Origin of the sequence: Terribacillus halophilus (assembly GCF_900101385.1) — a bacterium.
Classification (GTDB): Bacteria; Bacillota; Bacilli; order Bacillales; family Amphibacillaceae; genus Terribacillus; species Terribacillus halophilus.
Genome location: NZ_FMZB01000001.1, coordinates 132629 through 146384, shown reverse-complemented (window position 1 = coordinate 146384; position 13756 = coordinate 132629). Strand labels below are relative to the sequence as shown.

General features: G+C 45.1%; 15 protein-coding genes. 3 read left to right on the top strand and 12 right to left on the bottom strand.

What is annotated here, in order from left to right:
* The first annotated feature begins 95 nt into the window (after positions 1-95).
* Together BLQ53_RS00710 and BLQ53_RS00705 are read left to right on the top strand one after the other, a co-directional pair.
* Positions 96-1001, top strand: a complete 906-nt coding sequence (locus tag BLQ53_RS00710) for a GDSL-type esterase/lipase family protein (RefSeq protein WP_093725004.1) — start codon at positions 96-98, stop codon at positions 999-1001.
* 14 nt (positions 1002-1015) lie between these two features.
* Positions 1016-1651 carry a YpmS family protein gene (locus BLQ53_RS00705; protein ID WP_093725002.1) on the top strand — a complete coding sequence of 212 codons (636 nt, stop codon included), beginning with the start codon at positions 1016-1018 and terminating at the stop codon, positions 1649-1651.
* 37 nt (positions 1652-1688) lie between these two features.
* Here the strand turns inward: BLQ53_RS00705 and BLQ53_RS00700 are convergent, their stop codons facing one another.
* The 11 genes from BLQ53_RS00700 to BLQ53_RS00650 all read right to left on the bottom strand — a co-directional run bounded on the left by BLQ53_RS00700 (position 1689) and on the right by BLQ53_RS00650 (position 10557).
* Positions 1689-2321: a response regulator gene (locus tag BLQ53_RS00700; protein ID WP_093725000.1), complete on the bottom strand. Its 633-nt coding sequence runs from the start codon at positions 2319-2321 to the stop codon at positions 1689-1691.
* A complete protein-coding gene (locus BLQ53_RS00695) occupies positions 2318-3361 on the bottom strand; it encodes a sensor histidine kinase (RefSeq protein WP_093724998.1) in 1044 nt (347 codons plus the stop codon). Before BLQ53_RS00695 ends, BLQ53_RS00700 begins: the two co-directional genes overlap by 4 nt.
* Positions 3358-4074, bottom strand: a complete 717-nt coding sequence (gene liaF / locus BLQ53_RS00690) for a cell wall-active antibiotics response protein LiaF (RefSeq protein WP_093724996.1) — start codon at positions 4072-4074, stop codon at positions 3358-3360. Before liaF ends, BLQ53_RS00695 begins: the two co-directional genes overlap by 4 nt.
* An 87-nt stretch (positions 4075-4161) precedes the next feature.
* Complete coding sequence (locus tag BLQ53_RS00685; RefSeq protein ID WP_093724994.1) at positions 4162-4785, bottom strand: PspA/IM30 family protein; 624 nt, start codon at positions 4783-4785, stop codon at positions 4162-4164.
* Positions 4786-4805: 20 nt separating this feature from the next.
* Positions 4806-4967, bottom strand: a complete 162-nt coding sequence (locus BLQ53_RS18800; protein ID WP_170829526.1) for a hypothetical protein — start codon at positions 4965-4967, stop codon at positions 4806-4808.
* Between the two features lie 17 nt (positions 4968-4984).
* Positions 4985-5278, bottom strand: a complete 294-nt coding sequence (locus BLQ53_RS00680) for a lmo0954 family membrane protein (RefSeq protein WP_483162411.1) — start codon at positions 5276-5278, stop codon at positions 4985-4987.
* Between the two features lie 889 nt (positions 5279-6167).
* Entirely contained in the window at positions 6168-6881 is a 714-nt protein-coding gene (locus tag BLQ53_RS00670) for a DUF6320 domain-containing protein (RefSeq protein ID WP_093724988.1), read from the bottom strand.
* Complete coding sequence (locus BLQ53_RS00665; protein ID WP_093724986.1) at positions 6881-8134, bottom strand: alcohol acetyltransferase; 1254 nt, start codon at positions 8132-8134, stop codon at positions 6881-6883. The genes BLQ53_RS00670 and BLQ53_RS00665 overlap by 1 nt, the downstream gene beginning before the upstream one ends.
* 156 nt (positions 8135-8290) lie before the next feature.
* Positions 8291-8761, bottom strand: a complete 471-nt coding sequence (locus tag BLQ53_RS00660) for an HXXEE domain-containing protein (protein ID WP_093724984.1) — start codon at positions 8759-8761, stop codon at positions 8291-8293.
* Between the two features lie 44 nt (positions 8762-8805).
* Positions 8806-10047, bottom strand: coding sequence for a CYP152 family fatty-acid peroxygenase CypC (cypC, locus tag BLQ53_RS00655; protein WP_093724982.1), 1242 nt, complete (start codon positions 10045-10047; stop codon positions 8806-8808).
* A gap of 105 nt (positions 10048-10152) precedes the next feature.
* The gene (locus BLQ53_RS00650) at positions 10153-10557 is read right to left on the bottom strand and encodes an NUDIX hydrolase (RefSeq protein WP_093724980.1); all 405 of its coding nucleotides are present in this window, start codon (positions 10555-10557) and stop codon (positions 10153-10155) included.
* A 125-nt stretch (positions 10558-10682) separates the two neighbouring features.
* Between BLQ53_RS00650 and BLQ53_RS00645 the strand changes: the two genes are divergently transcribed.
* On the top strand, positions 10683-11336 hold the full coding sequence (locus tag BLQ53_RS00645; protein ID WP_093724978.1) for a LysE family translocator: 654 nt from the start codon (positions 10683-10685) through the stop codon (positions 11334-11336).
* A gap of 37 nt (positions 11337-11373) precedes the next feature.
* Here BLQ53_RS00645 and BLQ53_RS00640 read toward each other — a convergent pair whose 3' ends face one another.
* Positions 11374-13554, bottom strand: a complete 2181-nt coding sequence (locus BLQ53_RS00640) for a DNA topoisomerase III (RefSeq protein ID WP_093724975.1) — start codon at positions 13552-13554, stop codon at positions 11374-11376.
* Positions 13555-13756 lie beyond the last annotated feature (202 nt).

Here is a 13756-nt window from a genome sequence, read left to right as displayed (position 1 = left end):
ACAACCAATTTACAATTGCATTTTCCGGTATACCGCCGTCTAAAAGACTTATAGGCGGGAATACGTTACTATATTTCTCCCGAGGGTGATGATGCTTGCAAAAAAGAAAAATCTACTATCTTGTTGCATCGTTCCTGCTCGTTATCGTAATCGGGGCAGTGATCGTTTTTGCAGGGTCCGATCAAAAGGCAACGGTCACAAATGCCCCCACGGAGATTGTACCGAGTGAAACAGAAACACCCGATGACTCAGAAGAGAATCCAGCTCTATCGGAAGAAGAAACCGACACTTCCTCTGAAATCAAGGATGCCTTCCGGAGATTGCTCAAGGATACACTCGGACTTTTCATCAAAGAAGATCTTCATATTACAGCAGTTGGTGATTCCCTGACCCAGGGTGTGGGTGATGCGACAGAGAATGGCGGTTATGTCGGCATTCTGAAGCAAACGTTCGAAGAAACAGATGATCATGTCAAAATCGATAATTTCGGTAAACGCGGCAATCGGACGGATCAGCTGTTGAAAAGGCTGGACGATCCTGTCATTTCAGCCTCGATCAAGAATGCCGATGTTGTCCTGATTACAATCGGCGCCAATGATATCATGAAAGTGACGAAAGATCACTTCACTGATTTGGATTACGATGACTACAGTGCGGCCATGCCGTCGTACGAGGAACGAATGAAAGATATATTCGAAAAGATTGATACGCTGAACCCGGATGCTGAAGTTTATTTGATCGGCTTTTATAATCCCTTCGAAGAATCTTTCCCTGAAATAGAGGATCAGCTTGGCACGATCGTCGATGAGTACAATGATATCGGCAAGCAGGTCGCAAAAGAAAAAGACCAGCATTATATTGAAACAGCCGATTTATTCCACAACCAAACGGCCACTTTACTGGCAGATGACTACTTCCATCCAAATGAAGTCGGGTATGGAAAAGTTGCCGAACGGGTATTGGAAAGTATCAAGCCGGTTATACAGGAAGAAGATGAATAGGCAGGTGAACAATCATGGAAAACAGGAAGAATGAAACACAGCCGCCAAAACAGCGTGACTGGAAGAAATACTTTAAAATACTGGCTATTGCGAACGGCATCGTCCTGCTGCTCTTGCTTTTGCTTATTTTCCTTCCGGCCTTCAGTCCGGCCCCAGAACCGCCAGAGGAAGCTCAATTCGATAGCTCGGATTCGTCTGAGTTCACCATCAGCTCTACCAAAGCGAATGTCAATGAACTGATCAATGCCTATATCGATAAGGAGCTGAACGATGACTCCGATAATTATTCGGTTGTACTCGGTGACGATGCCGTTGAATTGAGTGGCGGAATCACGGCATTCGGCGTAAGGATTCCACTGCAAATCACACTGGAACCGCAAGTACAGGAAAATGGCGATCTACTGCTCGTACAGCGCGATATCTCACTTGGCAGTCTTTCCCTGCCGAATGATAAAGTTCTTAAATATATAGATAGATATTACAAGTTGCCGGAATGGGTCACGATCAATCCAGACGATGAATCTATCTATGTCGCTGTCACACAAATGGAGTTACAAAACAACTTCCATGTGGAAGTAGAACAATTCGATTTGCCGAATGATAATCTGAGCTTCAAACTATATATCCCGAATGATACATTCGGTTTATAAAAAGCAGGCTATCCCTTTAGATGGGAAGCCTGCTTTTTCAATTGAGCAGCCCATTTTCATGGACATAGATCGCTGCTTGCGTGCGATCCTGTACTTCAAGCTTGCTCAATATATTGCTGACATGCACTTTCACAGTCTTCAAAGCGATGAAAAGCTCCGAAGCAATTTCTTGATTGGATCTTCCCTTGGCAATCAAAAGCAATACCTCCTGCTCCCTTGCTGTCAGTGTATCATGCAAGACAGGCGCTTGCGGCTTTCGCATGCGGGCCATCACTTTATTCGTCACTTCCGGCTCGAAAACAGCTGTTCCGTTATATGTAGACCTTATCGCCTTCGCTATTTCCGTTGCTTTGGATGTTTTCAGCAGATAGCTGGCAGCACCCGCTTCCAGGGCCGGGTATACTTTATCATCATCAAGAAAACTTGTGACGACAATCACCTTTGCCTCGGGCCAGGCTTTGACGATTTGCCTGGTCGCCTCTATGCCATCCATCCGGTCCATCACAAGATCCATCAAGATGATATCTGGTTTCAATTCGAGCGCAAGCGTTACTGCTTCCTCTCCATTATCCGCTTCCCCGATTACCTCGATATCGGCTTGTGTCGATAAATATGCCGAAACACCGATCCGTACCATTTCATGATCGTCCACAAACAGTACCTTGATCATGTTTTTTCTTCCTCCCTATCAAGCATCGGAACGCGTACCTCCAAGCGTGTACCTTGCTTCGGCACACTTACCACCCGCAGATGGGCGCCGATTTCCGCTGCCCTTTCCTTCATATTTTGCAAACCATAAGCTCCCGGCTGTTCGGTGCCTATTTCGAAGCCGATACCATCATCTGCAACGAGCAAGATGATGAAGCTGTCACGCTGGAGAAGCTTGATGGACAGACTTTCCGCTTTTGCATGACGCAGCGTATTCGAAACCGACTCCTGCACGATGCGGAATAGCTGATCCTCGATACCTTTCTCCACTGGAAATGTATCCAGCTCCCACTCAATTGAAAGTGGCACCTTTGCCCGCAAATCTTCAAGAAGTAAATCCATTCCTTCCTGCAGCGTTTTCCCCTTCAGTGCTGCAGGTCTAAGATGCAACAGCAGCGCCCGCATTTCGAGCTGCGATTGCTGGACCATAACCTCAAGCTGCTTCAGCGCAGTAAACATTGGCGTATTCTCTTCTTCTGATTCCGTCAAGGCGGAGATCAGCATGGAGGCCGCAAACAGCTCTTGGCTGACGGAGTCATGCAGCTCCCTTGCCAAACGATTTCTTTCTTCCGAGACGATGCGCTGAACTTCTTCCTCTCGGTCGATCACTCGTTCATTTGTCAATTTCTGTGCCAGCTTTGCCTGTTCATTCATATAAGCTTGCAGACGTTCCAGCTCAGTCCATGTATGCTGCAGCTCGGATAAACTGAAACTGCGCTTCTTCAAAGGCTGCTGTCCCTCCCGGATGCTCTCCAACTCCCGCGCGGCCTGATGCCAGCGCCTGCGCCAGTACAGACCGGAAAACAACCCAAGAATTGCACCAGAGAACAAGACGAAGAGTGGTGCTGCAATCAGAAACGGCATGTTGCTTTCATGCATGGTCCAGATGGATTTCCAATCATCAATTGGAAAATCCAACAGATACAAAGCAGCCAATCCCGCAAGCAAAAGCAGGCTGTACAGCATACCGAATCCCACATGGCGTTTTACGATATTACTCATACGCGCACCACCTCCAGCTTGCCGGCCACAATACTTGTGACAATTTTGATACGCTGGGTGGATTGCTGATAACCTTTTGTCCGCATATGAATCACTTTATTCCAGCTGTTCTGTTCCCGATGCTCAAAAATGGCGATCGACCCGTAAACAACGGAATGATGCACATCCACTTCAATATCATATGGAACGATGATGCGCACATTCCCCAGTACTTTACGTACCATCAGGACAGCTTCTTCTTTCGGCAGTACGGTATAATTCAGGTCGATGACCGTATCCCCAATAAAGGATTGAATATTAGTATCTTGCCATTCGTACACTGTGCTGCCTGCGGACTGGGCACCAAACCAGCTGTTCTTGAACAATGATTTTTGTTCGAATACCTGCTCCCCTGAGGTGGTCTGGTCAAAGGAAGGCTGATAGGCTTGCGGTTTATCCGTTGTATCGTGGATTTTGGAAAAGTAATAGATGATTCCAGCTGTCAAAACTAGATAAAAAGCCAATGATTGCAATAAACTCATGCCAACTATGAATATGCCAAGGCAAAATAAAATCGTCCCTTTACGGCCGGATAACTGCCTTTTTCCAATGTAGATGAACAGTATACCCATCCCGATACCAATCAGCACGCCCGTCCCCGATAGCACTAATTCAGCCAGGAAAACCACTGCTGCAGCGATGAGCAGCCAGCGTATCGTATCGTTCGGCTTCACTCCGAGGCACCCCTTTCATGCGGCAAGTATAAACAAGGAAGCACACAGCCGTCTGTGTCCTTCCTAGATTACCACGTCATGCTTATTTTAACTAGATTTCCTTTCCAAATCTGCCAGTTTGGCATCAAGCGTCATCTTGCGATAATCTGCATCCACCTTACGCTCCAGCCGATCAATATATCCTTCCAGGTCATTGAATTTATTGGAAGCGAATTCGAATTCCGGCTTGTTCTTGAGAATCTCATTCATCCCGCGGTGCGCTTTTGCGACATTTTCCCGCTCGGAGAATTCCATTTTCTTTACATAGAGATCCTTCAGCTTGTGCTTCATCTGTACGTATTTTTTCTCCAGCTCCTGCAAATCAGAATCCGCTTTTTCCTTCATCGCCTTGATCCTATCTGCACGCTCTTGGTATTGCTCGCGTTCATCTTGAGCCTGTTCAGCAAGTTCAGTTTCACCTTGCTCTTGTGCAAGCTTCGCCTGGCGCTCCCGCTTATCCGCCATCGCCTGTGCTGCATGGTATTCCTTCGTGAAATCATGCTTCAGCTGATACTGCTTCTCGATCAACTCGCGAATTTTCTTCGCTTGCTGCTCACATTGACGGATATACTGGCTAAGCTGCACCGTTGGATTCTTTTCTTCCTTCTTATCCAAAATTTCGTGAAAATCTGCTGCAACCGCCTGTTTGATTCGAGTAAAAATGTTTTCCATGTGTATCTCTCCTTTTTTGTTTAGAATATATTCCCTACAAGAGCCAACACTGGGATTAACAGTGCCAAAATCGGAATAAACGCCCAAATCCATGTGTTAACCTGACTTGGTTTCGCCTGCTCTTTCAATTCCTCCACTTCCAGCTCCAGCACACGGATGCGCTGCTCCAAGTAATCGTCCACTATGCTCCTCCTTTAATTTAAAGAGTATAATCGAACTTCTCTGATTCTTTTTCCTTCTTCCAGGCTTTGTACAGGTAGTACAGAACCGCAAGGGCAATCAAACCGATTAACGCTGGCAGATTGGAAAGAGAGATGCAAACGCCAATCCCAATCACTGCACCCCAGCCAATCTTGGCACCAACACTATCTGTCATGATGAATCTCCTCAAACCGTAATAACCAATCGCCACACTGACTGCCAGTACAAGTAATGACCCAAGATTCGCCAACAACACCGCCCCAGCAATAACAGCGCCAATGACCAATAACACCTTCTTCAACACGCCTCACTCCTTTTATACCCCTAGTCTACCTTCATTCCCCCTCTCCCATAACGACCCCCAGCCATAACTTGCATAAGACTTTGGTCTTACGAAAAGCGGAAGAAACCGCTTAGAAACGGAGGGATAGGTGAGAAAGCCCGGAGTGGGTGTCCTTTCCACGCAGGGATTTATCACCTATACCGCAGTTTCTGGTTTCTGGAGCTAGACAACGCCGAAAAGCGGAAAAGACCGGTTAGAAACGGAGGGATAAGGGAAGGAGCCCGGAGTGGGTGTCATTCCCACGCAGGGATTCATCCCTTATACCGCAGTTTTTGGTCTTTGCAGCTAGACAACCACGAAAAGCGGAAAAAGCCGGTTAGGAACGGAGAAGGAAGCGAGAAAGCCCGGAGTGGGCGCCTTAACCCACGCAGGGATTCATCACTTATACCTCCGTTTCTGGTCTTTGCAGCTAGACATCACCGAAATGCGGAAAAAGCCGGTTAGAAACGGAGAAGGAAGCGAGAAAGCCCGGAGTGGGCGCCTTAACCCACGCAGGGATTCATCACTTATACCTCCGTTTCTGGTCTTTGCAGCTAGACATCACCGAAATGCGGAAAAAGCCGGTTAGAAACGGAGAAGGAAGCGAGAAAGCCCGGAGTGGGCGCCTTAACCCACGCAGGGATTTATTGCTTCCGGCGCAGTTTCTGGCTTTTGGAGCTAGACATCACCGAAAAGCGGAAAAAGCCGGTTAGGAACGGAGAAGGAAGCGAGAAAGCCCGGAGTGGGCGTCCTTCCCTTCCGCAGGGCTTCATTTGCCACGCATTGCTCCTATAAAGAAGAGCAAACAAAAAACGCTCGTAAATTACCAAGAACAATTTACGAGCGTCCATAATTCACTTCAGATATGAAATTTCCGTTTCAACTTCTCAACCCATTTTTTCGGCATCCGATACGAAATCAGCAGCAAAATAGAACCTAATAAAGTAGACGGCAGAAGTTCATCCACAGAATGAAAAACTATATTCTCCGTATCTGAATACCTGCCTACGATAAATTCAATTCCGATGAGGAGAATAAGAATCGAAAAAATAATATAACCGCTTTGGCGAAACCAGCTTCTATTCCTTTTAAAGATAGTTATATTTATTATCAGTAATGACAAGGTAATCGCCAGGAGTGGGAATGCTATCTCGACTGACCATCCAGCATATCCATTGATTACGTCAAATCCTACCAATCCAGCACATACCGTTATGAGTATGACGATAATTTTGTCTCTTGTTCCTTTTACATAGCCAAAGGCAACGTACAGGAAACTCCAGCTTATAATGATAGATAAGTTACTATATAAAGACCAGGTCAACGTTTTATTCAATATGAAATCGATAAGGGTAGGAATGAGGAATCCCAGGATCATCAAAACACAAAGAACACGATACACGACGCGTATGAAAAAACTCACTAGGTTCTCATATAAACTATAGTATGTCGGAAATCCGTTTGCATCCAACAACTCTTCATCGCTCACTATTTTCGGTATATATGTAAAGCATAGCGGACAAGGAACTTGGTCTTTTTCGACACTGACCCCGCATTTAGGACAGTAAGCCATCAATATGCACTCCTGTTTGTTTCGATTTTTATTCGTACGCCTTCTTTAACTAGTTTTCTAAAGAACATTCTTTCTACCAGCCGATCGTTCGACAAATTACCAAATGTGATATACATATCATCCTTGTAGCTTATTACCCCTGCTTTTATCTTGTTACCGATACTTGGCGGAGGATAAAATTCAAATCGCTCCACATGTTTTTCCAATTCTTTATCAAGTGATATTATCCCCAAATTGGAAATCGAGCTTGTATATAAATTTTCACCAAACTTGGCGTGTACCATCGGGGAGATCCAGTCCTTTACAAACAATGGAAGCGCTCGAAGCAGGAAATTCCGTTCGCCCCTCACACCACGGGCAATTAATGTTTTTAACTGTTTATCGTTTAGATATCGTTTAAGCTCTATACTGATCGTTTCAATGATATCTTCGAAACTATATGTACCGAGACGAGGGTCGATCGTTACCGGAACACTTACGAAGAAATTTTTCAATGTATTCGTTTCAAAGAAATTACGCAAATTAACAGGGACATTTATTGTAATAGGTCTTCTTGTTTTCGAATTTTGTGCTTGGATATCAATCAATATTTCAGCATATAACGCCAGCAAATAAGTTGTGATACTTGTTTGATGCTGCTTTGCTATGTTCTTCAATACCCGAATCTCCAGCTTACCAGTCGTAACGTGATACACACCTCTTTTGTCCAATCGTAAAGGGAGCTTATAGGCTTTATCCAAGGTGTCCTGCCAGTTCGGAACCATCTTCTCGTAATGCTGAAAAAAAGCATTATCGAAATTAAATCCATTAAGCTTTTTTCTTACACATGGAACGTTGACTCCTTCTTTTTTCAAATAGTTTCTAACTAACAGCTTTAAAAATTCCATCCCTCCAGTACCATCGGTCAACATATGGGAGAGTTCCAAAGAAATCTTTTTATTATAGTAAAGCACTCTGTAAGGAAATGTGTTGCGACCTCTGAAGAACAGATTGGAACAAGGATAATAGTGCTCTTCAGATACAGTTGGGATAGTAGCTGTTTTTTCGAAGTAATACCAAAATACGCCTTTCTTTACGATAACTTTAAAAGAAGACATCTCTTCTAATGTTTCCTCTAAAGCTTCTTGGAGTAGTGAAGCATTGATAGATTTATACATACTTGCAGAAAGACGAAAGACAGTGGATACCCTGGAAGAAACAGTAGAAGCGTAAAGCTTACCAGCACTATCTAATTTATACCAATCTGTTTCCATGCCAATATCCCCTTTTTACCCGGTTTCTCCGTTTACCAATAAAACGTTCTCAAACATAACTATAAAATTGTACTATATTACTTCCTTTTGTGTTATCCATTTAAGGAGATTTATGTAAAGCTTGTATTCGGTCAAAAGGACCTGGAATGACTAGGACTAACGATAAAAGAAATGTTTTCCGATAGCAAACAGTGCAAGTATTAAACCTAACAGTAAAATGCCGATGCAAATAGAGGTAACAACAATCTCCAAGATGGTAATCTCTGTAACTTGAAGGATATGATACACTGCCAGACCTCCAAAGGGAAAAATCAAGCCAATACCTGTGACGATGCCGGGCGCATATCTTTTCTCTGCAATCGTTGCAACGACATGGGGCACGACTACATTCAAGAGCATAGCGCCAATCAAACCAGCCTGAAGGTATTGAAAATATATATTAGATGGCCAAAGCAGATACAAGGCACCAATGGAGTATGCAAGTAAAGTAATCACTATTACCGCAAAGCGAAATACATTTGGTTCTACAGTCTTTTGAAACCTGCTTGTCTTGGACCAAGCAGGCAAAAAGAAAGCCTCCTCTACGTTATGTAAAGTAACTGCGATAAGGAAAAGCAGGATTTCCATAGATAATCTCTCCCCTCCCCTTCATTATCGCATATTATTACGAATCAATTGTTTTGCTTCCGAACATCAGCCAGTATTATTTGACTTTTCGGCATGCTGGGCATGGAGGAATAGCTATAGCTATAATCCTGTTTCGGTACAGTATATTGCAGGCGGTTTACAAGAAAATCGATGCTAACTTCCATCACTTGTATCGTGACCCATTCTCCTGCGCAGCGATGTCCCATGTCGAAGACCCCGCCACCCTGCGGGATGAAGTCAAACGGACTTTCCTTCCAATCAAGGAATCGATCTGGGCGGAATAAATCCGGCTGTTCCCATAGATTCGGATCATGATTGTTACCATACAAATCAAGCAAGGTCATCGTACCTTCTTTGAACTGATATCCCTTCCATTCGAAGTCCTGTTTCACTTTTGCGACAGTCGCCGGGAAGAATGGGTAAAAGCGGCGGACTTCCTGGACGAATCGGCGGATGCTGCCATCTCCTTTTTTCAACCGTTCGCTTTCTTGCGGAAATTGATGCAATGCAAGTGCAGCGAACGCTATATAAATACTGATGGCGACAATCGGCCGCAGAATATTCAGCACTTCTACAGCAACTATTCTCTGCGGCAGCAGTTTCCCATCACTGTCCCGATGCTCGGAAAAGACACGGAGTGCGCCCTCCTTGGTCGCATGCAGATCCCCGTTCCTTACCTGCTCGACAAGTTCAGCGATCCAGTCTTCTGCATCAGAACGAGAGGTGCGTCCTTTCCAGTGGGCAAGTCCTAAGCTAGCTGGCGATTCGAAAAGGCAGCGCATTTGGTCTGTCCTTTTTTCTTCATCATCCAGCGGTACCCCTGCCCAGTCACATGCTGCCTTCATCAAGATTTTCTGTGATTCTTTATATAGCGTTATTTGATCGTTTTTTTCCCACTGCTCGCTGGCTTTCTCCCATTCCGTTTCCAGCAATTGATCGAGTTGTTGCAGTTGTGTCTTTGTCATGATGGACATGAACATCGCCTTGCGTTTACGGTGCTGTTCCCCATCCAGCGTCTGCACGCCACCTTCACCGAACAGCGTTTTGACAAGCCGATTTGGAGCTGCTCCAGCACGTATGAACTTATCCGTATCATAAAATAATTCTGCTCCTTCTTTACCGCCAAGACAAATCGCCTTTTTCCCTAGCAAGGTTGTCTCGAACACATTGGACTGAAAGCTCTTCCTCCGGTGCAGGATGAACTCATAACCTTCCTTTAAAAATGCAAGACTATGATCTAATCCTTCTTCCTTCGGCATGGACATACAACGTCACCCTTCCCTGTTTTACATTCCTATTTCCCTGCGATTCTCGTTTGAAAACGACAAAGCACCTTGCTTATTTTTCCTAAGCAAGGTGCTTCTTATGTATTAGAATGCTACATAAAAAGGGTGTTGATTTTCATCGAGGCAGCTCTCGATCCGATCCAAGTAATTTCCCCAAGTAACCATGCTCCTGACTTGCTCAAGTGGAAAATATCCAACTTCCAAGCTCTCTTCTGATGGCGTACAAACACCACCCGTCGGTTTGCCAAGGAATAACGTATTGCAAATACTTTCCCCTGCATTTTGATAGATTCCGCAAAACTTCGTCACTTCGATTTCTATCCCGCTTTCTTCCTTCACTTCCCGTATTGCTGCTTGAGTGAGTGATTCGCCTTCTTCCACTTGTCCGCCAGGCATCTCCCAGCCTCTTCTCGGTCCTTTAATCAATAGGATTTCATCTTGTTCATTGCGAACGATTGCTGCTGCAGAAACTATATGTTTCGGTGGCATGTCTATCTCCTCCTGCATACTCATTCCATAAAGAGAAAGTCTGCTCCTGCCTCCATAAAGATTTTCTATGTGCATTCTCTTTCTTTTTCGAAAATGTTAGAATTTTTGAAAAAGGAGGCTTCCCCATGCTTGATATCATCCTGCTCGGATTTGCTTTGGCTGCAACGCCGGGTCCTGATTTCCTGCTTATGACACGGAACACATTGTCACAAGGCAAAAGATTCGGCTTCATCACATTGCTTGGCAACCGCTGCAGTCTGCTAATCCATATCAGCTTTGCCTTGCTAGGTCTATCGATGATCCTGCAACAGTCCGTCATTCTGTTCACTGCAATCCGACTGCTCGGTGCATGTTACCTGATTTATCTCGGAATAAAGAAGATTATTCATCTTGTCCGTCGCGGTCAGAAACGAAAGCAGGATGAAGCAATATTGACAATTTCGCAAACACAGGCTTTTCGTATGGGATTTTTAAGCAACTTCCTGAATCCGAAAGTCAGCTTGTTCTTCCTCAGTATTTTCCCGCAATTCGCCAGTACAGATCAGTTGCACAATCCGTTGTTGCTGATCGTTTGCTTCTTGATTGGCAATAGCGCATGGTATATAGGAACATTGCTTCTTGTCGGTATGAAACGTATTCGAAAGATTGTCGTCAGATTTCAGGCTTACTTGGATGTAATATTTGGTGTTGTCTTCCTCGTTTACGGAGGAAAAATCGTCTGGGATGATGTGGTAAGCAAACTCAGCTTGCAAGAGGGAACGTCATCCCGCATGCATTAAAAAAACCTGCCGACACGCAATCGGCAGGTTTTCCTATTTACTGTTTCTTAAATTTCGCTAACGCATCTGCTAAAGCAGTATTGGCAAAGCCATCATCCTGCTGGTTTTTCTTCAAATACTTTTGTACATCGCGTTTGCTTGCTTTATTAGATTTTTCCTTTTTACGACGCTCGTTGAATGTACTTAGTTTTTCACGATGTCCACATTTACAGAAGAACATCTGGCCTTCTCCCTCTCCGCGAAGCTCCAAACGTTTATGGCAGTTCGGACAGCGGGCATTCGTCGTTTTGGCGATATTCTTCTTATGTCCGCATTCCCGATCCTGACAGACGAGCATGCGACCGCGTTTACCATTGACCTCCAGCATCAGCTTGCCGCAATCAGGACATTGTGTTCCAGTAATATTATCATGCTTGTATTTGTGTTCACTGTTCTTGATTTGCGTGACGACTTCTTTGGCATATTGCTTCATTTCGGAGATGTATTGCTTCTGGTTCAGCTTTCCTTCGGCAATGGCACCTAGCTTCATCTCCCATTCAGCTGTCAGGGCAGGGGATTTCAAGTCTTCCGGTACGAGCTCCAGCAGCTGTCGTCCTTTGGAAGTGATTTTCAAATATTTGCCCTGTTTCTCGATATAGAACGTATTGAACAATTTATCGATGATATCGGCCCGTGTCGCAACGGTGCCAAGTCCGCCAGTTTGGCCGATCGTTTTGATAAGATCTTTTTTCTCTCCAGCCATGAAGCGGACTGGGTTTTCCATCGCATGCAGCAAAGTACCTTCCGTGAATCTTTCCGGAGGTTTTGTTTCGCCTGTTGTCATCCGATACGTAAGCGTCCACTCTTCACCTTTTTCGACATTCGGCAGCGTTTGGTCATCATCAGCTTCCTCATCATCGAAACGGTTTGCATAGACTTCCTTCCAGCCCTGTTTCTTCACGATTTTTCCTTTGGCGGTGAATAGTTCCCCCGCAGCATCGACAGTCAACGTCGTCTGTTCATATTCAAATGGCGGGAACAAGACCGCAAAGAAACGCTTGATGACCAAGTCATAGATTTTCCGTTCTTTATCGGAAAGATCGGCGCCGTATGCATTTTGATCTGTCGGAATGATCGCGTGGTGATCCGATACCTTTTTATCATCCACAAAAGCTTTTGTCGCTTTGATCGGTGCATTTGTGATTTTCGTCGCCAAACGGCCGTAGCTGCCTACACCTGCAGCTTTTACACGATCCTTGAGCGTCGGCACGATATCTGAGGACAGATAGCGGGAATCAGTCCGCGGATATGTCAAAAGTTTATGACGTTCATACAGCTGCTGCATGATATTCAGTGTTTCTTTACCACCAAAGCCAAACAGACGGTTGGCATCGCGCTGCAATTCAGTCAAGTCATACAATTGCGGAGCATAGCTTTTCTTCAGCTTCTTCTCCACTTCCTTCACTGTACCCTTCACCTGATGCAGCTTCTGCAGTACCTGCTTGGCTTTGTCTTTGGAGAATGTGCGTGTACTGTTATGCTTCTGATCTTTCCAGATGAGGCGCAAGCCTTTTTGCGTCTTGGCTTCGATGCCGTAGAATGTCTCCGGCTTGAAGTTCTTGATCTCTTCTTCCCGCTGATGGATCATCGCGAGTGTCGGTGTCTGCACACGTCCGCTGGATAGCTGTGCATTGAACTTCGTTGTCAAAGCTCGTGTCGCATTCAGTCCGACATACCAGTCAGCCTCCGAACGGGCTACCGCTGCTTTATACAGATTTTCAAATTGTTTGCCGCTTTTCAGGTTTTTGAAACCATCCTTGATCGCATTGTCCGTTACAGAGGAGATCCACAAACGCTTCACCGGCTTGTTCACACGTGCTTTCTCCAAAATCCAGCGCGCTACAAGTTCCCCTTCACGTCCGGCATCCGTCGCGATGACAATCTCACTGACATCGCTTCTATTCAGCTGTGTTTTCACCGTGCTGAATTGTCTACCTGTCTGCTTGATCACAACAAGCTTCAGCTTGTCGGGCAGCATCGGCAGATCTTCTATATTCCAAGTTTTGTATTTATCGTCATATGTTTCAGGATCCGCAAGCGTCACTAGATGACCAAGCGCCCATGTCACAATATAGTCTTTACCTTCCATATAGCTGTTCGTTTTCTTCGTACATCCAAGAACACGCGCTATATCGCGGCCGACAGATGGCTTCTCTGCCAGTACAACCGTTTTACCCATGAAAACATCCTTTCTCGAATCACTTCCTATAGTTTAGCATATGGCAGCGTTTTTCGGGAGCGGCGGGCACGGGACTGCAACTCGAAAAGGTTTCACCATTGGTGCATCTAGCACGTATCATACAAAATTTAGAACATTGACTTACACCTATAAATCCCGTAAGCTTAAGGCATGCGTGACATTTTTGATCATGGAGGAAAAG

Coding starts and splice junctions, on each gene's coding strand:
- BLQ53_RS00705 (WP_093725002.1), top strand. CDS start 1,016: ATGGAAAACAGGAAGAATGAAACACAGCCGCCAAAACAGCGTGACTGG.
- BLQ53_RS00700 (WP_093725000.1), bottom strand. CDS start 2,321: ATGATCAAGGTACTGTTTGTGGACGATCATGAAATGGTACGGATCGGT.
- BLQ53_RS00695 (WP_093724998.1), bottom strand. CDS start 3,361: ATGAGTAATATCGTAAAACGCCATGTGGGATTCGGTATGCTGTACAGC.
- BLQ53_RS00685 (WP_093724994.1), bottom strand. CDS start 4,785: ATGGAAAACATTTTTACTCGAATCAAACAGGCGGTTGCAGCAGATTTT.
- BLQ53_RS00670 (WP_093724988.1), bottom strand. CDS start 6,881: ATGGCTTACTGTCCTAAATGCGGGGTCAGTGTCGAAAAAGACCAAGTT.
- BLQ53_RS00665 (WP_093724986.1), bottom strand. CDS start 8,134: ATGGAAACAGATTGGTATAAATTAGATAGTGCTGGTAAGCTTTACGCT.
- BLQ53_RS00660 (WP_093724984.1), bottom strand. CDS start 8,761: ATGGAAATCCTGCTTTTCCTTATCGCAGTTACTTTACATAACGTAGAG.
- cypC (WP_093724982.1), bottom strand. CDS start 10,047: ATGTCCATGCCGAAGGAAGAAGGATTAGATCATAGTCTTGCATTTTTA.
- BLQ53_RS00650 (WP_093724980.1), bottom strand. CDS start 10,557: ATGCCACCGAAACATATAGTTTCTGCAGCAGCAATCGTTCGCAATGAA.
- BLQ53_RS00645 (WP_093724978.1), top strand. CDS start 10,683: ATGCTTGATATCATCCTGCTCGGATTTGCTTTGGCTGCAACGCCGGGT.
- BLQ53_RS00640 (WP_093724975.1), bottom strand. CDS start 13,554: ATGGGTAAAACGGTTGTACTGGCAGAGAAGCCATCTGTCGGCCGCGAT.